A 20268-nucleotide genomic window follows, 5' to 3' on the forward strand; every position below is an offset into this window, starting at 1 on the left:
TAATATCTCCTCCATGAAAATGAGCAAACACAAATAAACAACACCGTTTGCTAGCGCTGTGGGTAATCAGCCTGGATGGTGTTTAAGACTTAACTCAGGCAAAGCATTGCCTGGCAGTATTATTCTTTATTGGATGGATTTACGGAGATGATTATGAACAACGTCAACAAAGGATTAGGGCTTGCAGTTTTGCTGGGTTTATCAGCAGCCCTGACTGGATGTGGTGAAGGTAGTGACGAGCTGGACGAGCAGCTGAGCCATGATGCGAAAATGTCTTTTGTTAACTCTCTGGACTATATGGCCGATTTTCACGCGAAAAGAAGGTCTATCAGTTCGGGTTATAGTGGTCTATTTGACAGCGGCAGTGTGGTGTCAGCGGATGTACCTGCAAAAGAAGTGGGCAAGACATACAGCTACAGCTACAAAGCCATCAATAACATGATCAACCTGGGTGTTAAAGACAGCAACAGTGGTGAAAAGCAAGAGCGTATGAATACTACGTTGAAAGATGGTGCCAACCTGTGGGTGATTGCCTGGGAATCAGACGGCGAACGCAGTTTGTCTGTGGTTGGCAAAAAGCAGGAAAATAAAGCGGATGTTTTTAACGTGCGTTTGTTTGCCAATGGCAGCTATGACGTGATGGTTGGAGGCGAAAAAGTCACCACCACCGAAAAAGGCCAGGTGACCGCTTATTATGAAGTCAGCAGTTGTGCTGACGGGCTTGAGGTTGCTGGTAACGCGATTGATTTGTGTAATGGTGATTTTGGTCAGTCATATCTGTTGGTGGTTGATGCCAATGGTAAGCGTGTTATGGCGTCAGAATAAATACAAACACGCGCGGTGTGCTGAGCCACCGCGCGTGTTCGTGATTTTTACTTCAGGTATTAAGCCAGTTTGCCAGTTACAATTGGCTGAGAGGCCAGTATTTTTTGGTCGATACTGAATTTACCTGCACCATAGGCGGCCAGCGCCAGGAAACCACCCGCCATCGCAACATTTTTGAAGAACATAATAAACTGCATTTGATCTGCCAGATCAAAGTGGAACAACAGTGCGCTAACCAGACTAAACCCAGCGAATGCAATGGCTGTCAGACGAGTGAGCAGGCCACCCAGTATCATCAGACCACCGATTAACTCAAAGGCAATAACCAGTGGCAGTAACTCGCCAGGCAGACCGCTTGATGCCATATACTGTGCGTTACCCTCAAAATACTGGATCTTGTTCATCGCTGCGAGAATAAAGATGGCCGACAAGCCAATGCGTGCAAGCAGTGCAGCAATATGAGACAGCGTTGTGTTTTGGTCGAATAGTTGAATTAATTTAGTCATTACCGTTTCCTCAAGTGCGTAATATTTAAGCCAGGGCTTGCGGGAAACGTGCTTCATTGTTTTCCCCTCAGCCGATATGAAACAGTATAAATTCGTTTTTAGTTTTTAAAATTTCTAAAAATCGCACTAATTGTTCTTTTAAATAGAATTTAAAGTTGAAACAGCGACTCCGAGAGTAAAAAGTCAATGACGGCCCGGGTACGTTGCGGCACCTGACGGCGAGACGGATAAACCAAAGAAAACACCAGCGGTTCGCTGTGCAACGACTCACAGAGTGTGACTAACTTGCCATCGCTGATCTCCTGTTGCACGGTAGAAGGCAGCAAGGTTGCTACACCAAGCCCGCTCACGACCATTTTCTGCAACAGGTAAGGCGAATTACAACTGTGATGCCGAAGGGGTTGGATCATCACAGGCTCGCCATTATCAAACAGCATTTGTGCGCCCTGCTCGGCGGTTTGTTTGAGCATTAGCCAGGGCATGGCCTCCAGCTCAGCCACTGTGTTGGGCATGCCATACTGTGCCAGCAATGTGGGGCTGGCAAACAGGGCAAAGCGCTCCTGATGGAGAATGCGTGCAACCAAGGATTCATCACGAATAAAGCCAATCCGAATAGCCAGGTCAATTTGCTGTTCAATCAGGTCAAGTGGGTCATCATCGACAATCAAATCCAGGCTGATCTGCGGATAACGTTGTGCCAGTTTGTCGAGTTTGGGCAGAATAAACTTATGCGCAATGTCGTGATTCATGGTCAGCGTGACCCGGCCACTGGGCTCAGTATCCGTCAGTTCCGCTTCTATATGTTGTAATATTCCGTCTAACTGGCGGGCGTGTTGCAGTATTTTTTCTCCTTCCTGGGTCAGCTTTAGCTGGCGTGTACTGCGTTGCAACAAGCGCACATTTAATTGCGATTCTAACTGAGACACTTGTTCACTTACTCGTGAGCGACTGGAGTGTAAACTTCGTGCGGCGGCCGCAAAACTGCCACTGTCGATCACCGTTGCAAAGATAGCCAGTAATTTCAGCGAGCCATGATTGATTGTAATCATTTTCAGAACACTTCATTTTGTAATGACCACCTTATGATAACAGCCATTTTGCCAGACAATAAGCCCATCAACATAAAACACAAACCGTGGAGAGATAATATGATTGCAGTAACAGGTGCAAATGGTCAGTTGGGTCGGCTGGTAATCGCGGCTTTACTAAAGCGTGCGCCAGCATCGCAGGTCGTGGCACTGGTACGCGACCCTGAGCAAGCTGAGGAGTTAAATCATCTTGGAATAGCACTCAGAACAGCAGATTACGATCAGCCACAAACCTTGACTAATGCCTTTAAAGGGATAAGTAAGTTGTTACTTATCTCGGGTAATATGATTGGCCAGCGGGTACGTCAGCACAGCGCGGTTATTCACGCAGCGAAACAAGCGGGTGTGACGCTGCTGGCTTATACGAGTATTTTGCATGCCGACAAGTCACCCATGCAACTCAGTGATGAGCATCGGGAAACTGAGCAGTTGATTAAGGCGTCGGATGTGCCTTATGTGTTGTTGCGCAACGGCTGGTATAACGAAAACTACAGCGCAGGGATTGCTGGCAGTATTGCAGCGGGTGCCATTGTTGGTGCAATGCATGAAGGGCGAATTGCCAGTGCTGCGAGGCGGGATTATGCTGAGGCAGCAGCGGTGGTACTGACCGAGCCGGACCATGCTGGCAAAACCTATGAGCTGGCGGGCGATCAGAGCTTTAACTTGCAGGCACTGGCTGACTTGGCCACTGAGCTCAGTGGCAAAACCGTGCTGACAAACTATGTGTCTGAACAACATTATGCAGATTTTTTGACTCAGCTCGGTTTACCGGCCGGATTTGCGGCATTGCTGGCCGATGCTGAAGTTCAGGCGAATGGGGGCTGGCTGTATGAGAATAGCGGTACATTGAGCCGCCTGATAGGTCGGCCAACGACACCTATGCTTGAAAGCCTGACCCATCAGCTGAGTGATTAACGGGAGATCAGGGCGTTTCTTCGAGCTGGCTTAGTGTCATGCTGGCCACCTTCACGCAGTTTCGCCCGGCATGTTTGGCATCGTACAGGGCGCTGTCTGCCTGGTTTTGGGTGGTCTCGAAGCCTTGTTGACTAATATCGCGGCTATTGGCAATACCAATACTGATGGTCAAAGGGGTATCACCTAACCCCAGTTGCAGACTTTGTTGCGCAAAGGCATTTTGTAGTGTGTTTGCACAGCTTGCTGCCATGTCGGATTGCATGTCAAACAGTACCAGACAAAATTCTTCTCCGCCCCAGCGTGCCAGTAGATCGGCACTACGAAAGTACGTTTTGAGTACCTCGGCAATGCAGACAATAGCCCGGTCACCGCTTTGGTGACCGTACAAATCATTGACGCGCTTAAAATGGTCGAGATCTATCATCATGACGGTGAGTGAGTCACACTTTCTTTTGCTTAGCGGCAGCAGTTCGGTGAGTTGTCTGGCCAGCCCGCGGCGATTGAGCAACCCGGTCAGCAGATCGTGGTTAGCGGCAAATTCCAGCGCTTTCACAAAGCGTCCGGCACTGAGTAGCAATAGAATCGGGGCACCGGCGAGGATCCCCAGCAAGGCGGCAACCCAGGTATAGCCAGCTACCCAGTTAAAGGCTTCTCCGATTTGTGGCAGGTTGCCCAGCGCGCCTTGCAGGGTATACATAATCGAGAAAAAGACCTCCAGACACACGATCCCGATAGTGATCCTGGCTGCCATAAATTCGTTTTTGTCCTGACGTGCATGTTTGTATAGCACCCAGGCATAATGGCAGCGTACTGCTATCAGCCAAATGCCGATCAGCGTGATACGCAGCTCCCGCTCGGGAAAGACGGTGGCTGTCAGCCAGGAGATGAACAATACAGGCACGATCAGCCAGGCGACTTTTTGTTTTGACGGGGTGCGTTCGACAAATTGCCAGGTGCCGATCAGCCAGGCTGAATGCCCCAGTATCAGGAAGGTATTAAAAGTTAAAACGCGCCACTGAACATCCAGACTTTGCATGCTCAGTTGTGATAAATAGGCAAAGGAAAGCAACAACATAGCCAGGGACCAAACACGGGTGCCGGTGATGGTCTGGGTCATTTTCGAGATCACAAACAGCAGAGTCGCACCAGTAAGAGATGCAATCCACAACGACAGCATCAGTGTAAGATCATGAACCTGCATTAAATCGACCTATGTGTGCTCCGGTTGCTGCCTGCACTCTGGTAAGTATGTTCAGGCGTATTATCAGACTTTCTTAAGCGTCAAGCATAGCAGCAGCGGGCTCAGATGCGCACCATCTGGGTAAAATTTAGCCCTTTTAGTAAAAAATTCAGTGTATTGGCAGTTTGGTCAATGTAAACAAAGGTAAATAGTGTTTCTCTTTTAACATATTGATATTAGTTTATTTATGTACAGAGGCGGCGCTGGCAGCCGGTACTGTTATTAATCTCACTTGATAAATACTGGCAGAGCAATTAATGTTCCCATTAGTACTTCATTTGTTAATTTATTGATATGTTGAAAGTGTTCACTTACATATTAATGGGCGTCATTGGGTTAGTGTCATGCGTTTTGTTGCTGTTTTATGGCAACGAGCAGACTTCCCCTGACGGTCTGGACACGTCGGGCGAGCAGGTGAGCGCGCCGCTGAACGTGACCGAATTGCAACTGGCCATCACGCATGAGCCAGCAGTGATGACGGCTGCCCAGCATAATAGTGGCGTGAGACTGCCACAACATGAATTACAAAGTACCTACTACACCATCAACAAAGAGTCACAGCACGCCAGAGCTTTCTTTAAATCGGGCACCACAGTCCCTTATGAGTTGTATGACGAAGCCTACGTGGAGCTGGACGTAAAGAGCATTCGTACTCTTGAGGTGGGTGACAGCTTTGAGTTTTTGATCCCGCAAACCCAGGAAAAAATCTGTTCTGAAATCATAGATATCACCGAAACAGGGCAGGAAAAGCGACTCACAGGTCAGGTGGGCAAACAGCCTGATGAGCGTTCTTATGTTTATCTGACCCTGACTGATGACGTGATCTATGGCCAGATCCAACTTCCGAGTGGTAACTACATTTTTGAATCTTATGGGCAGTATGCCTGGGTAGCCGAAAAACATAATATTCACTCCACCCCGTTAAAAAGCCTGTCTGCGCATAGTCAGACACCCAGAAAATCCCAGCCAGAGCGCACCGCAGAGCCAGCAAAGCCCAAAGTCATCTTTACCCGATGACAACGGAAATACGCCTTTTTGTTAAAATGTTTGTTAATGTGAAAAGTTTGCGTTAATAGAAATGTAATCTAGAGTATATATTCTTGCCTCGAATTAAACGACGGGAGTATGTATGAAGTTATCAAGGTTGACTCATATCACAGCTAAAGCGGTTGCTATTGCGGCCGTTGCATGCACATTTGGCGCACAAGCACTGCCAAAGTGTCCGGATCCGAGCTGGATTGAACAAAATTATGCTAAACCTGATGTGCCCAGCGCGGGCTATCGCAACGGTCTTAACCGTTTTATTACCTGGTTGCCCAGTTTTCATATGATCCACGATGAAGTGGTGGCCGAAGGCAACAGTGTTACCGTAACAGCAAAGTTCGATTATGGCGCGATTGCCCACAAAGATCTCGAGTTTGAAACTGTGCGTTTTTATTTGCGTGCTCAGCAGGACAGTGACTGGCGCTATCTGGGTGACGCTGTGACCAACAGTGACGGCAAAGCCAGTGTCACACTGCCAGCAATGAATGCCGGGCAGTATCGCATTTACGCTGCGGTGCCTGCGGATGGCAGTGGTACTGAAGGTTTTGTGACCGTCATTCAGCCAAATACGCAGGCGGTTTTGTTCGATATTGATGGTACTCTGACGGAATCCGACGCGGAGCAAATTGGCGACTATACAGGGATTGACCGGGCCGATGAAAAAGAAGGCGCGTATAGCCTGGTGCGCCGATACCTGGACCTGGGTTACCAGCCTGTTTACCTGACTGCCCGTGTATACTGGTATGCCAAAGGCACCCGTGACTGGTTGAACTGGATGGGCTTGCCGCGTGGTTTTTTACGTACGTCTTTGAGCAATGAAACCAGTTTGTTCAGAACGGCGGAGTATAAGATTGAGCAGATCCAACAATTACAATCGCAAGGCCTGAACATAGTGCGTGCGTATGGTAACGCAAAAACCGACGCTGAAGCCTTTATCCGCGCAGGGTTGGGGGCGCAAAATAGCTATACAATAGGTCCTGACGCGGGTCATTACGGCACCACTGCGATTACCAATAATAGTTACACTGCACACATTACCGATGAGGTTGATACCTTTCCTGCGGCGCAGTGTGAGTAATCATGAACACTAGGCCTGCATTGTAGCAGGCCCATATCCCGCCTGAAGAAGAGTAACTTTATTCCTTTTCTGACTACTTATCACGAGATTAATGCGTATACCCTGTACATTTTAGGTCAAATATTTATAATGCGCGCAACTATATTTGGACCAAAATAGGTCCGATAGGCGGTATGTTTTGAGATAGAGTAATAGGGAAACAATGAAGCAGTTAACTCTTGTGGCTGGATTAGCCACGCTTTTGGCAGGTGCGCCTGCGGCGGCTCACACGATTAATCTTGATAAAGTAGAAGTGGGCTACAAACGTTTTGAAATTGATGACAAAGATCTTGCGCCACTTGATGGTTTGATAGGTATCAATCTGGCAGTGAGCAAGCGCTTTGATAACCTGTATATAGAAGGTCGTTACTACAATGTGAGTGATGATCTTCGCGTAAGCCAAAGCGATCCGTTTTTGCGGTCTACAAATCCAAAGTTCTTGAACTTGGATACTGAATTTGAAATTCAACAATATACAGTGGGTGCGGGCTATATCCACACTCTCGACGAAACGTCTATTTTTGATGTGAGCCTGCATATTGGTCGAGTTGATCTGTCGCTGGATAGTACGCTGACGGTTGCTTACCAGGACGGAAGCGTGTCGGTCAGACCATCGGGCGCGTCTGCTGAGGACGATGCCACTATCTATCGTTTGCGTGGTCAATATCAGACACGAGTGCTGGAAAATATTGAATTAAAAGCAGGGGTAGGCTACGAAAAAACAACAGGTGAAGATGGCGATAGCAGTCCACTTTTCTTTGTGGGTGCAGGCTATCACTTTAACAGCATGTTCTCGGTAAATACAGAATATCGCAACGTTGACGACTACAATACGCTGGACGTTAATTTTAGATACAGCTTCTAATTGCATACTCGAGTGTAAGTAAAAGGCCAGCCATGTGACTGGCCTTTTTCGATTCGAAACAATGAAGGAGTTGTGCATTGTTTTGTTTGCACCCCTTTCCTTATTCCACTAATATTGGAGGAAATCCGGAAACTTTTTGGAGTAAATATGGCAGATAGTAAAAAAACTGAAGTACGCTTTTCCGTCGACGCAGACTATTTGGCGCAGCTACAACAACGCTTAGGATTAAAAAAATCCAGCGATCTGACCAAAGTTGCACTCACGCTGCTGGACTGGGCATCTGACGAAGTGGTGCATGACAGAGCCATTTTATCGGCAGACAAACAAGGCAAAGACGTACATCGTTTGGTCATGCCTGAACTCAATAACATCAACAAATCAAAGCCGAGCGCACAACACTAGGTACACAGGATGACAGGGAACGCACAGGACAGCGACCAAAACCACACACCATCGCCATGGCAAAACCTGGATTTAAGCTCCGCCCAGGACTCGTCGCCCATGGAAGCCCCGGTATCCGATCCGGAGCCATTGACCGGCAAAGAAAAAGCCGGTGTGAACCTCACCTGGGGGATCATTGCAGTATTAATTGGCTTTCTGCTTATTATTCTCAGCATTTTTGTGTGGGGCGAAATCCGCTTTTTTAATGCCATCACCAGCAACCCAGACAACACACTCAGCGCCGAACAAATGCAGGCCAAACTAGAGCTACTCGCCAGCCAGCGCGCCACCTTCCGTGCATTCTGGTTCGACACGCTACAGCTGATCATACTCAATGTGCTCTTCCCAACCCTCACCGCATTACTGGGCTATGTGTTTGGCACCAGCAGGAATAATGGGGCGTAAAGAAGGTCTCTGTTTCTGGGTTAATATGTTTACCAAAGTCTATATTTAATCGTTTAAAAAACCTGAAACATGAAAAGAAGCGCTAACCCTTAGTTCTCATGAAAACCCCAGGAGGTTAGCGCTCTTATATGTTCTTCAAAAATAAGGATATTTTTTCAGCTGCTTAGATTTGATCTGGATTGGCTTGCTTGTTGTAGCGAGGTTAGCGCAAAACCTGCAATTTTGCTAAGCTGGCTGTGCCTTATAGCTAAGGCTGTCGCGTCCTGCACGGGCGCGTGGATTGAAACGTTGATAGAGCAGAATGTAGTTTACGTCACGTAGTCGCGTCCTGCACGGGCGCGTGGATTGAAACCGAGCAGTCGATGCGCAAACGCATGTCCTGAATTGTCGCGTCCTGCACGGGCGCGTGGATTGAAACCGCTTCCCAGGGCGACCCCTCAGCCTCTACTAACGTCGCGTCCTGCACGGGCGCGTGGATTGAAACTACGAACATCACGATTTATGGGCCAAAACAGGCGTCGCGTCCTGCACGGGCGCGTGGATTGAAACTCAAAAAGTAACTACCAAAAACTAAATCAAGGTAGTCGCGTCCTGCACGGGCGCGTGGATTGAAACGGCTCAGGGTATTGTCTGGCGATTACGACCTATGTCGCGTCCTGCACGGGCGCGTGGATTGAAACTTTTTGAATCGTTCATATTTACACACGAGCAGTGTCGCGTCCTGCACGGGCGCGTGGATTGAAACATGGTAGAGCCTAAACGTGGCTTGTATTCATTAGTCGCGTCCTGCACGGGCGCGTGGATTGAAACCAACCATCAGCTGATTGACCGATTTGACCGTGAGTCGCGTCCTGCACGGGCGCGTGGATTGAAACAGCATGACTTGTTGTTTGCTCGTTTCGCGCTAAGTCGCGTCCTGCACGGGCGCGTGGATTGAAACGTCGCATGTGTGGTAAGGCGCTGTCTGAAATTCGTCGCGTCCTGCACGGGCGCGTGGATTGAAACGACCTCAGTGTAATTAGTCAGGATGAGGCGCTAAGTCGCGTCCTGCACAGGCGCGTGGATTGAAACCGCATGATGAAGCATGAAGGCTGGGATGAAGTTGTCGCGTCCTGCACGGGCGCGTGGATTGAAACTTTTTGGACTCGACCAAACTGGATCACAACTACGTCGCGTCCTGCACGGGCGCGTGGATTGAAACCCTGCCACAGGGGCAGACCAAGCAGGTCCCCGATGTCGCGTCCTGCACGGGCGCGTGGATTGAAACGCCATTGATTGATAGTTCTCAATCATGAAATGAGTCGCGTCCTGCACGGGCGCGTGGATTGAAACTGCATCGCGATGGAGGGCGTCTAAAACCCTCAAGTCGCGTCCTGCACGGGCGCGTGGATTGAAACCACCGCAAAACTCATGAGGCGGCGCATGGTCTTATGTCGCGTCCTGCACGGGCGCGTGGATTGAAACAACCGTGAAAATATACATCGGCAGTACAGTGATGTCGCGTCCTGCACGGGCGCGTGGATTGAAACACCGGACAATCCAGTTGCAACATTGCCATTAACCGTCGCGTCCTGCACGGGCGCGTGGATTGAAACATTGTTCGGCTGCGGGGCATGCGCTTGCTCTCCAGTCGCGTCCTGCACGGGCGCGTGGATTGAAACAGCTCAGTCGTTCCGATTTAGGTACGGTGTGGAGGTCGCGTCCTGCACGGGCGCGTGGATTGAAACAATACCTACGATAAAAAGAAACAAAAAGTCACTAAGTCGCGTCCTGCACGGGCCCGTGGATTGAAACATATAGTTGAAAGAGAGCGGGGGATTTATTCACAAAGCCAGGCCTTTCGGTGAGCCTCGACCTTAGCTCAGCAAGTTACGAAGCGATGTTTCGACCTTGCCCTTTTAATTATGGTAATCGAGATTTCGCTATGGGTTTGTTTGGACATAGTAGCTGTTCAGCTAATGACCACACAGTGCCAAGTGTTATAAACATTAGGCCAGTAATAAGAATAGCAAAGCTTATTAGCAGAGTAAAAATAGCCGCTAAAACTGGGGCACCCAACATGGCACTGAGCCACTCATATTGTGCCGCCAGGTAAACCCAACAGAATAAAAGGCACCAAGGGAATAAAGTGCCGGGCTCCAACAAGCTTGTGACCCAGCTATCCAGTGTGTTTAGAAGCTTTTCAGGTGTTGCCGTCATTGTTTTAGATCACATTTTAATTTAAAAATTTATTCATTTAATTTACATTCTTAGCTGTATAGGCAAAATAAACAATAAATTAAGCGCTAAAAAGGAGTTTTATGCCATTTATTGCCCACCCCGCAGCAACAGGAAGCGAACATCAAAGTGTCCTTACTCATTTGCGCTCAGTAAAAGTACTGGCTGAAGCCCTTGCCGAAAAATTTGGTTATGCACAAGCCGGTGCCTTGATTGGCCTGTTACACGACTTTGGTAAGTATAGCGCTGCTTTTCAGGGTTATATGGACGATATTATTACCTTAAAGCAGGCTCATGCTAACCCCGATCTGGATGAGGATATTGAATCCCTGGCAAGAACAGTTAAGGGACAAAAAGGAACGATCAATCACTCCACCGCGGGTGCGCAATGGTTGGTTAACCACCTTATGCAGATTACCCCTGTGATTTTTAAAGAAGACAGCTCACTGAGCCAGTACTGCATGGTCGTTGTGCAGGGGCTGGCTTTATGTATTGTGTCTCACCACAGTGGGTTGATCAATTGCCTGGCCGAACCAAGTGGCGGTTTATTGAAAAGGCTGAAGCTAGGTGAAGAAGACTCACACCTTAACGAATGTATTCAAAATGCCGACCCTGAAGTACTGAACGAAGCCAGTAAGATGGCCGGTTATGACTTTTTAAAATCGGCCGCGCAGGCGCTTAAAACCAGTCTTAGTCCTTATCGCTCAAACAAAATAGAACATGACTTTTATCTGGGTATGTTCGTTAAACTCTGGTTTAGCTGCTTAATTGATGCTGACAGAGCAAACAGCGCCGACTTTGAAACACCCGGCAATGAACCCGCACGCAATACACAAGCAGACTGGCACATGGCTTGTGCACTTTTGGAGTCAAAAATTGCCGGGTTTGATACAGAGGGTATTAACCAGATCCGCGCGGCTATCTCAGCTAATTGCCAACAAAAGGCGTTAGGTCAGCAGGGCATATACAGCCTTACCGTGCCGACGGGGGGAGGAAAAAACCTCGCCAGTCTGAGATTTGCCTTACACCATGCTAAACAACACCAGCTCGACCGTATAATCTATGTGATCCCTTACACCTCAATTATTGAGCAAAATGCCCAAGCCGTCAGGGACGTTTTTGGTGATGAGCTGGGTGAGCAATGGGTGCTTGAACATCATTCAAATCTGGAGCCCGAAGTGCAAACCTGGCGCACCAAACTGGCCTGCGAGAACTGGGATAAACCCATTGTGTTTACCACTATGGTGCAGTTTCTTGAGAGCCTGTTTGGTGGTGGCACACGTGGTGTAAGACGTTTACATCAGCTGAGCAAGGCGGTGCTGATCTTCGATGAGATCCAAACCTTACCGATTAATTGTGTTCACCTGTTTAATAACGCCGTGAACTTTTTGACCCGGCATTGCCATACCACAGCCGTGATGTGCACCGCGACACAGCCACTACTGAACAATCTGCCCGAGCGGGTAAAGCCACGGGGTGAGCTGGCACTTACAGGTGGCAATGAGCTGACTCCGGATATTTCAAAGCTCTATCAGGCACTGGAGCGTGTTACGGTTCGCAATCTTGTGCGGCCTCGGGGCTGGGATGAAAGTGAACTCACAGCGCTTATCACACAGCAGCTTGAATCTAATACCAGTTGTCTGGTTATTGTGAATACCAAACACTGGGCTCAAGCCTTGTATCACGCACTCAATGAACACTTAGCCTGGCCTGATGGAATTTTTCATCTCAGCACAGATATGTGTGCGGCGCATCGCAAAGCAAAGTTAGACGAAATAAGGTCGCGCCTGGATGACGGCTTGCCTACCTTGTGCCTGTCAACGGCGTTAATTGAAGCAGGCGTTGATGTCGACTTTAATGCCGTAGTGCGATTTTTGGCGGGCCTGGATTCCATTGCACAGGCAGCCGGGCGTTGTAACCGCCATGGCAGACAACAAGGCATGGGCGAAGTTTTGGTGGTTAATCCGCACAAAGAAAATCTCAATATGCTGGCGGATATCAAACAGGGCGTTGCAGCAACTAAGTACATCCTGGATGCGGATGACTTTGATGAGGCCAAGCTGTTGTCGCCCGAATATACCACACGTTACTTCGATAAATACTTTTATGAGCGTTGCGATGAAATGGGTTACCCGACAGGCACGCATGGATTTACTAAAAGCCAAAACCAACTAGTTGACCTGCTCAGCAGCAACGAAAAGAACATTGACAAGTCGCCTATTGCGATCAGGCAGGCATTTATGGCTGCGAGTAAAGCGTTTAAGGCAATCAACGCGCCCACGCAGGGTGTGATAGTCCCGTATGACGATACAGCCAAAGCGCTGATCAGCGCGCTGCTGGCGCTCGATAAACGCTTTGATGCGGCGCGGTACCGCACACTTTTACAACAGGCACAAAAGTACAGCGTGAATGTGTTTACCCACAAGTTAAAGCAGTTGCTTGATAGTGAGGCGGCCTACCCGATAGCAGAGGGAGAGCCGGTGTACTACCTGCGAGATGAGCATTACAGCAGCGAGTTTGGATTGAGTTTAGAAATCTGTGGTGAGCAGGAAGGTTTAGTCCTCTAGCGCAACATGGAAAAACGGAACAAGGAGATAGAATGAAAAACAGTATCAGTTTTCGCTTATGGGGGCGGCACGCGTTGTTTTCCGATCCCATTACCCGGGTGGGTGGCGAAAAGTGTTCTTACCATATCCCCACCTACGAGGCCATTAAGGGCGTACTAAAGTCCATTTACTGGAAGCCCACGCTGGTCTGGCATGTTGATAAGGTGCGGGTAATTAAGCCCCTGAGAACACAAACCCGAGGCACCAAGCCACTGAACTGGGGTGGTGGTAACAGTCTGGCCTATTACACTTTTTTGCATGACGTTGAATACCAGGTTCAGGCGCACTTTGAATGGAATGAACACCGTCCTGAGCTGGCTCAGGATCGTGTTGATGGTAAGCACTTTGCCATTGCTAAGCGGATGCTGAACAAAGGCGGACGCCAAGATATCTTTCTGGGAACTCGTGACTGCCAGGGCTATGTGGAGCCTTGCGAGTTTGGCGAAGGGAAAGGCGCATTTGACGACACAGACGAACTGGGCTTTGGTCTGATGTTTCATGGCTTCGACTATCCGGATGAAACCGGCAAAGATGAATTACGAACCCGTTTTTGGCATGCAGTGATGAAAAACGGTGTGATCGATTACCCTACGCCCGCACAATGCCCGGTAAATCGTTACGTGCGTGACATGAAGGCTAAAGTGTTTGAGCTGGATAGCAATATGCAACCGGTGGCGAGTACGGAGGAAAGCCTATGAGCTGGCTTGCAAAACTATATGCCACCTACGAGCAGGCACAGCAAAGGTTTGCCGATGCACCGCTGGGTGAGCAGATCATGCCCATCAGTCATACACCCCAGACAGCACATATTCATGTGCGCCTGAACGGAGACGGAGTGTTTTTGGGAGCCGAAGTCCTGCCGGAAAAAACACAAATAGTGTTGCCTGCAACGGAGAAATCAGCGGGTAGAAGCAGTGGTTTATGTGCTCACCCGTTGGCAGATAAGATCCAATACACTGCCGGTGACTATGAAGAGTTTGGCGGTATTAAAAAACCCGGATTTGATTTATACCTGACCCAGCTTAAAGCCTGGGCAGACTCGGAATTTTGTAAACCCCCCTTACAAGCGATTTTGCGTTATGTAGAAAAAAAAACACTGGTTGCCGATTTAGTTGAGCAGGGTGTATTACACGCACAAGATGACGTGCTCCTGACTGAGTGGTCAGGAGAGGGCGACACTCCTGCATTGCTCAAACTGCTGCCAAAGCAGCAGGGTAAAATTGATCAGGGCGCTGCGCTGGTTTGCTGGAGTGTAGAGCAACTGGGCGAGCTGCAAAGTAAAACCTGGCTGGATCCTGAATTGCAACAAAGCTGGATTGCGTTTGATGCACAAAATGGGGGCAATGCAGCACTGTGTATGGTGACTGGCGAGGTGCTACCTGTGTCTGATAATCATCCCGCCAAGCTTAGGCACAGCGGCGACAAAGCTAAACTGATCTCTTCAAATGATGGTAGCGGCTATACCTACAGAGGACGCTTTAGCAGCGGACAGGAAGCCAGCTCGGTCAGTTTTGAAGCAACCCAAAAAGCGCACAATGCGCTGCGCTGGTTACTGGCAAGGCAGGGTCACAGAACTGGCGATCAGGTTTATCTTGCCTGGGCTATATCAGGTAAAGCTGTGCCGGACCCGGCTGAGCAGGACTGGCTGAACTGGATGACAGCCAAGCCTGAAGTAGATCACACCGTGGACCTGGGTGAGCGCTATGCCAACAATCTGAACCATTACTTTAATGGTTTGACAGGGCCAGAGCAGCTCGAGAAAAACGAGCAAATCGCCATGATAGGCATTGATTCAGCAACCCCTGGGCGCATGGGGATCTTGTACTATCGAGAAACGGTAGCGGAAGATTTTCTTATCCGGCTGAAACAATGGCAGCTGGACTTAGGCTGGTGGCAGCGGGTTAAGCTGGATGACAAAAACAGCGGCTGGCGGATCTGTGCCCCGTCGTTATACAGGACACTCGATGCCACTTATGGGGATGTGCTGAAATCCTCTGAAAGCCTGAAGAAAAACCTGGTGGCCCGACTCTACCCCTGCATCGTCGAAGGGAACCCAATCCCCAGAGACATTATGAACAATGCATTCCATCGCGCAGTTAATCGGGTGGCTTATAAGAGCGACCAAAACTGGCTGTGGTCGCAAAACCTGGGGGTCGCCTGTGCGCTGATCCGGGGTTACTACAAGCGTACAAAAATCAAATCTGAACAAAAGGATTACGAGATGGCACTTCAAGAAGACTATAAATCACGCGATTACTTATTTGGTCGCTTGCTGGCAGTGGCCAACAAGATTGAACAAATTGCATTGTCGATAGGCGACAGCAAGCGAATGACCACAGCAGAGCGCTATATGAACCGCTTTGTAAATAAACCCAGTTCAACTTGGCTGACCATAGTATCGGCTTTGGTGCCCTATCAGCAGCGTATTTTTGCTCATTATGGTGAATCGTTCGAACGGGCATACACACTAAAGCTGGCACAAATTACAGATTTATTTGCTGAGGTTGAGCAGTACAACTCGGACAAAAAGCTATCGCCGGAATTCTTGCTTGGTTTTCATAGTCAGATGATGTGGCTGGAGCAGCACTCGCCTGTGAAAGGTCAGTGGCAGCCCAAAGCAACCAACAAAACCGAACCATCCTCACCACAAACCGAATCAGTTTAATTTTAAAAGGAATGAACCATGAGCTTAACGAACAAAATTGACTTTGCCCTGATCTTTACCGTTAAAAATGCTAATCCCAACGGCGATCCGCTGAATGGCAACCGCCCAAGAACGGACTACGATGGTTTTGGTGAGATCACCGATGTGTGCCTTAAACGCAAAATTCGTGACCGTTTACAAGAAGCGGGTGAGAGTATCTTTGTTCAGTCGGACGAAAAGAAATCCGACGGCATGCCTAGCCTGAGAAGCCGCGCTGAATCAGACGAATTTGGCGTAGGCAAAGACACCTTCAACAGTAAAAAAACGCCCGTCGATACGGCGGCTAAAATTTGCTGCGAAAAGTGGCTGGACGTGCGCGCATTTGGGCAGGTTTTTGCTTACAAAGGCAGTGGCAGCGATGGTGTATCTATCCCGGTACGTGGTCCGGTGACTATACAAAGTGCATTCAGCCTGGAACCGGTGAGTATTTCCAGCACCCAGATCACCAAAAGTGTGAGCGGTGAAGGCGATGGTAAAAAGAAAAGCTCAGATACCATGGGCATGAAGCACCGGGTTGATAACGCAACGTATGTTACCTTTGGCGCTATGACGCCTCAGTTAGCTGAAAAAACCGGCTTCAGTGATGCCGATGCCGACAAGCTAAAGGCTGTGTTACCTAGCCTGTTTGAAGGCGATGCCTCTTCGGCACGCCCGGAAGGTTCTATGGCCGTTTCTCACCTTATCTGGTGGCAGCATAACAGTAAGTCTGGCCAGTATTCCTCTGCCAAAGTACACCAGACACTGCGCAGCCATATTGAAAATGGTGAATCGCTTGATACATCGGCACTGAACGACGCTTTGCTCAGTGCACTGGAAGGGTTAGAGCCGCAAGTGATCGAAGGGTTTTGATCATGCACTCGGACGTAGCTGATCGTCGCTCCGTGGCGATCTCTGCGTTGCAGCACTATCTATTTTGCCCCCGGCAATGTGCATTGATCCATCTGGAACAGGTATGGCAGGAAAACTTTTTGACGGCTCATGGTCGTCAGTTACATGAGCGAGTAGATAGTGGTGCGCCGGAGTCGCGCAAAGGTGTGCGTTTTGAGCGGGGTATTACTGTAAATGCGCCCAAGCTTGGCTTGCATGGTCAGCTCGACTTGTTGGAGTATCACACCACAAGTAGTACCTACTTGCCGGTTGAATACAAGCGGGGCAAACCCAAAGCTACCAATGTGGATAAAGTGCAGTTGTGTGCACAGGCACTTTGCCTGGAAGAAATGATGGCGACTCAGGTAGAAGTGGGCGCGTTGTGGTACTGGCAAACGCGTAAACGTTTAGAAGTTGAAATTGATGCCGCATTGCGTACTCAGACCCTGGCATTGCTCGAGCAAATCCAAAGCCTGTTCAGGCAAGGCCGAACACCCCAACCCGAGTATGGCAAACACTGCAAGGCCTGCTCTTTGTATGAGTTATGTCAGCCAAAGCTGATGCAAGGGGACAGATCGGGCGCTTATGTGTCGGCTATGTTCAACCTGGATGAAAAATGAAGAAACTCCATAACAGTCTTTATATCACCAAAGAGGGTGTTTATCTGCATAAACAGCGAGAAACCCTGCTGATTGAACAGCGCATCGAGGGAGTCAAAGAAAAGCTGATGCAGCTCCCCATTCATTCTATTGGCAGTATTTTTTGCTTTGGTAATATTATGGTTTCTCCCCAGCTGTTGGGATTTTGTGGTGAAAGCGGCACGCATCTGAGCTTTTTTGATATGCAGGGACGGTTTCTGGCAAATGTGGTGGGTAAACAAACCGGCAATGTGCTGCTGCGTCGTCAGCAATATCGGGCGGTTGATCAGGCATCGACCGAGGTTGCCTGGTTGATAGTCAGCGCGAAAGTGCGTTCAAGCAGAACTTTTTTACAGCGTCATCGTCGCAATCATGGTGACAGTGGCAAACTCAATAAGGCCATCAACCGGCTCAAACAAATCCTGGAACAGTTGGAGGTACAGCTCGATTATGAGCAAGTATTGGGCTTGGAAGGGGAAGCCGCTGCACATTACTTTGCTGCTTTTGCTGATGTGATTAAAGCGAATCAAAATCGCGATTTATTCAATGGCCGCAGCCGAAGGCCACCCAAAGATCCCGTTAATGCCGTGCTCTCGTTGCTTTATTCTGTGCTTGGGCAGGAAATAAGTGGCGCATTGCAAGGTGTTGGCCTAGACCCGCAAGTGGGGTTCTTACATAAGGAGCGGCCGGGGCGCAATAGTCTGGCACTTGATCTGCTTGAAGAATTTCGGGCACCGCTGATTGATACTCTGGTGGTGACCTTATTCAATCGTGGACAGCTTTCAGATTCTGACTTCACAACTGATAGCGTAGGCGGTGTAACGCTAAAAGATGAAGCCAGAAAGCGAGTTTTTCAGGCTTATCAGAGTAAAAAGCAAGAAGAGATCCGGCATGAATTTTTACAGGAAAAAATTCAGTTGGGTTTGTTGCCGCATGTGCAGGCGATGCTGCTTGCTCGACATATTCGGGGCGACCTTGAGTGCTACCCGCCTTTTTACCTGAAAAAGTAAGGATATACACTATGATGGTATTGGTGACTTATGATGTTTCTTTTGAGAGCGAAGACGGACAAAAACGCTTACGTAACCTTGCCAAGGTCTGCCTGGATCATGGAGTGCGCGTACAGTACTCAGTATTTGAGTGCGAAGTAGACCCGGCGCAGTGGGTGAGCTTTAAGGCCAAGCTGTTAAAAATTTATGATCCACAAGTCGACAGTTTGAGGTTCTATAAATTAGGCAAAAACTGGCACAATAAAGTGGAACATCACGGCGCTAAAGCGGCCATTGATATTTTTCGTGATCCACTCATTCTTTGATCCCCAATTTGAATCCCTCAGCGCTAACCCCTGGTTCTCATAAAAACCCCGGGAGGTTAGCGCTTATGTATGTTCTTTAAAAATAAGGCTATTTTAAGTTACCGCTGGCTTGGCAGTGTGTTTGACCATGATTTTTATTGAGGTTAGCGCAAACCAAGCATTTTTGCTAAGCTGGCTGGGCCTTGGCAACAAGGCTGTCGCGTCCTGCACGGGCGCGTGGATTGAAACAGTTTGGTCCTCGCACCAGTTAAATACCGTTTGAGGTCGCGTCCTGCACGGGCGCGTGGATTGAAACTGAAAATGATCACCATCATGCCAGTGGACCAAAGTCGCGTCCTGCACGGGCGCGTGGATTGAAACGTAAGTGGGAGTCTGATGTTGAATGGTACATACAGTCGCGTCCTGCACGGGCGCGTGGATTGAAACTAGGTACCTAGCAAATACAAACGCACAAATTAAGTCGCGTCCTGCACGGGCGCGTGGATTGAAACACAGGTAGGCTATTAAGCCAAGATTGGGAATGAAGTCGCGTCCTGCACGGGCGCGTGGATTGAAACGCCCTTATTCCACAAAATGTTGTTCGGCATATCGTCGCGTCCTGCACGGGCGCGTGGATTGAAACAATGCGTCTCCGGCGACTCAAGAAGGTCACAAGGTCGCGTCCTGCACGGGCGCGTGGATTGAAACAAAAACAGGGGGTTGCGTATGATGATAACAATCAGGTCGCGTCCTGCACGGGCGCGTGGATTGAAACCCCAGCCGAGCAAAACATAGTTATCATTGAAAGGTCGCGTCCTGCACGGGCGCGTGGATTGAAACCCTATCCCGACATTCAAAACCCGTGACTCTGAACGTCGCGTCCTGCACGGGCGCGTGGATTGAAACATGTATGTATGTCTGCCCAGTCATCGCATTTTAGTCGCGTCCTGCACGGGCGCGTGGATTGAAACCTCACCCTCCTGCGGGTTGTGTGTCGTAAATTTGTCGCGTCCTGCACGGGCGCGTGGATTGAAACAGTTAGCTCAAACCAGGGGCTTAACTGACGAAGACGTCGCGTCCTGCACGGGCGCGTGGATTGAAACTCATCAAACGCCGCTTTAAATTCAGGGTCGTCCAAGTCGCGTCCTGCACGGGCGCGTGGATTGAAACAACGAGCTGGCATTATTATGGCGAGAGATAGAGTGTCGCGTCCTGCACGGGCGCGTGGATTGAAACAAAAAGTCATTTATACAAGAGCTGCCTGTCTCAGTCGCGTCCTGCACGGGCGCGTGGATTGAAACCCACATACCAGGCATCGTATAAAACTCAATTACGTCGCGTCCTGCACGGGCGCGTGGATTGAAACCACTATACGGAACCGGCTTGCATTCCCATCATCAGGTTGGGTTCTCCAAGCTTATTGGTGCCTTCTCTACACGCCAGGCTGCATAGTGGTGTTACAGTATGGTTATCGGTTAGCCTTGTTCCCAAACACT

The 20268-nt window shown here is 49.1% G+C and carries 17 protein-coding genes and 2 CRISPR repeat arrays; of the genes, 14 read left to right on the top strand and 3 right to left on the bottom strand.

All coding sequences use genetic code 11. The features are described 5' to 3' along the window. Positions 1 to 153: 153 nt before the first annotated feature. Entirely contained in the window at positions 154 to 825 is a 672-nt protein-coding gene (locus tag AT705_RS23485) for a hypothetical protein (protein ID WP_058798740.1), read from the top strand. Between the two features lie 59 nt (positions 826 to 884). On the opposite strand, the gene AT705_RS23490 is transcribed toward AT705_RS23485, so the two are convergent. Further along, positions 885 to 1331, bottom strand: a complete 447-nt coding sequence (locus AT705_RS23490; RefSeq protein ID WP_058798741.1) for a DoxX family protein — start codon at positions 1329 to 1331, stop codon at positions 885 to 887. Positions 1332 to 1480: 149 nt separating this feature from the next. After that, positions 1481 to 2380, bottom strand: a complete 900-nt coding sequence (locus tag AT705_RS23495) for a LysR family transcriptional regulator (protein ID WP_058798742.1) — start codon at positions 2378 to 2380, stop codon at positions 1481 to 1483. 99 nt (positions 2381 to 2479) lie between these two features. On the opposite strand from AT705_RS23495, the gene AT705_RS23500 reads away from it, so the two are divergent. Next, positions 2480 to 3334: an SDR family oxidoreductase gene (locus AT705_RS23500; RefSeq protein ID WP_058798743.1), complete on the top strand. Its 855-nt coding sequence runs from the start codon at positions 2480 to 2482 to the stop codon at positions 3332 to 3334. Between the two features lie 7 nt (positions 3335 to 3341). Here the strand turns inward: AT705_RS23500 and AT705_RS23505 are convergent, their stop codons facing one another. Continuing rightward, positions 3342 to 4535: a GGDEF domain-containing protein gene (locus tag AT705_RS23505; RefSeq protein WP_058798744.1), complete on the bottom strand. Its 1194-nt coding sequence runs from the start codon at positions 4533 to 4535 to the stop codon at positions 3342 to 3344. Between the two features lie 333 nt (positions 4536 to 4868). Here AT705_RS23505 and AT705_RS23510 point away from each other — a divergent pair, with 333 nt between their 5' ends. The 12 genes from AT705_RS23510 to cas2 all read left to right on the top strand — a co-directional run bounded on the left by AT705_RS23510 (position 4869) and on the right by cas2 (position 18793). Continuing rightward, positions 4869 to 5591: a hypothetical protein gene (locus AT705_RS23510; protein ID WP_157576968.1), complete on the top strand. Its 723-nt coding sequence runs from the start codon at positions 4869 to 4871 to the stop codon at positions 5589 to 5591. Between the two features lie 112 nt (positions 5592 to 5703). Next, entirely contained in the window at positions 5704 to 6696 is a 993-nt protein-coding gene (locus tag AT705_RS23515) for an LNS2 domain-containing protein (RefSeq protein WP_058798746.1), read from the top strand. Between the two features lie 202 nt (positions 6697 to 6898). After that, on the top strand, positions 6899 to 7600 hold the full coding sequence (locus AT705_RS23520; RefSeq protein ID WP_058798747.1) for a porin: 702 nt from the start codon (positions 6899 to 6901) through the stop codon (positions 7598 to 7600). A 147-nt stretch (positions 7601 to 7747) separates the two neighbouring features. Further along, positions 7748 to 8002 (top strand): hypothetical protein, encoded by a 255-nt coding sequence (locus AT705_RS23525; protein ID WP_010379919.1) that lies wholly within the window; start codon positions 7748 to 7750, stop codon positions 8000 to 8002. A gap of 9 nt (positions 8003 to 8011) precedes the next feature. Beyond that, positions 8012 to 8446 carry a hypothetical protein gene (locus tag AT705_RS23530; RefSeq protein WP_049865391.1) on the top strand — a complete coding sequence of 145 codons (435 nt, stop codon included), beginning with the start codon at positions 8012 to 8014 and terminating at the stop codon, positions 8444 to 8446. A 255-nt stretch (positions 8447 to 8701) separates the two neighbouring features. Next, a CRISPR array of direct repeats spans positions 8702 to 10240; the repeat unit is 32 nt; unit sequence GTCGCGTCCTGCACGGGCGCGTGGATTGAAAC. A gap of 506 nt (positions 10241 to 10746) precedes the next feature. Beyond that, positions 10747 to 13230, top strand: a complete 2484-nt coding sequence (locus AT705_RS23535) for a CRISPR-associated helicase/endonuclease Cas3 (protein WP_058798748.1) — start codon at positions 10747 to 10749, stop codon at positions 13228 to 13230. Positions 13231 to 13262: 32 nt separating this feature from the next. After that, positions 13263 to 13967 carry a type I-C CRISPR-associated protein Cas5c gene (gene cas5c, locus AT705_RS23540; RefSeq protein ID WP_058798749.1) on the top strand — a complete coding sequence of 235 codons (705 nt, stop codon included), beginning with the start codon at positions 13263 to 13265 and terminating at the stop codon, positions 13965 to 13967. Next, on the top strand, positions 13964 to 15934 hold the full coding sequence (cas8c, locus tag AT705_RS23545) for a type I-C CRISPR-associated protein Cas8c/Csd1 (protein WP_058798750.1): 1971 nt from the start codon (positions 13964 to 13966) through the stop codon (positions 15932 to 15934). The genes cas5c and cas8c overlap by 4 nt, the downstream gene beginning before the upstream one ends. Before the next feature lie 18 nt (positions 15935 to 15952). Further along, positions 15953 to 16822 carry a type I-C CRISPR-associated protein Cas7/Csd2 gene (cas7c, locus tag AT705_RS23550; RefSeq protein WP_058798751.1) on the top strand — a complete coding sequence of 290 codons (870 nt, stop codon included), beginning with the start codon at positions 15953 to 15955 and terminating at the stop codon, positions 16820 to 16822. 2 nt (positions 16823 to 16824) lie between these two features. Then, a complete protein-coding gene (gene cas4, locus AT705_RS23555) occupies positions 16825 to 17460 on the top strand; it encodes a CRISPR-associated protein Cas4 (protein ID WP_058798752.1) in 636 nt (211 codons plus the stop codon). Next, entirely contained in the window at positions 17457 to 18488 is a 1032-nt protein-coding gene (gene cas1c / locus AT705_RS23560; RefSeq protein WP_058798753.1) for a type I-C CRISPR-associated endonuclease Cas1c, read from the top strand. Before cas4 ends, cas1c begins: the two co-directional genes overlap by 4 nt. 11 nt (positions 18489 to 18499) lie before the next feature. Further along, positions 18500 to 18793, top strand: coding sequence for a CRISPR-associated endonuclease Cas2 (cas2, locus tag AT705_RS23565; RefSeq protein WP_046007370.1), 294 nt, complete (start codon positions 18500 to 18502; stop codon positions 18791 to 18793). A 196-nt stretch (positions 18794 to 18989) separates the two neighbouring features. Continuing rightward, positions 18990 to 20138: direct repeats of the CRISPR family, unit length 32 nt; unit sequence GTCGCGTCCTGCACGGGCGCGTGGATTGAAAC. The last annotated feature ends 130 nt before the right edge of the window (positions 20139 to 20268 follow it).

The sequence above is a fragment of the Pseudoalteromonas rubra genome, from assembly GCF_001482385.1.
GTDB classification, from domain to species: Bacteria; Pseudomonadota; Gammaproteobacteria; order Enterobacterales; family Alteromonadaceae; genus Pseudoalteromonas; species Pseudoalteromonas ardens.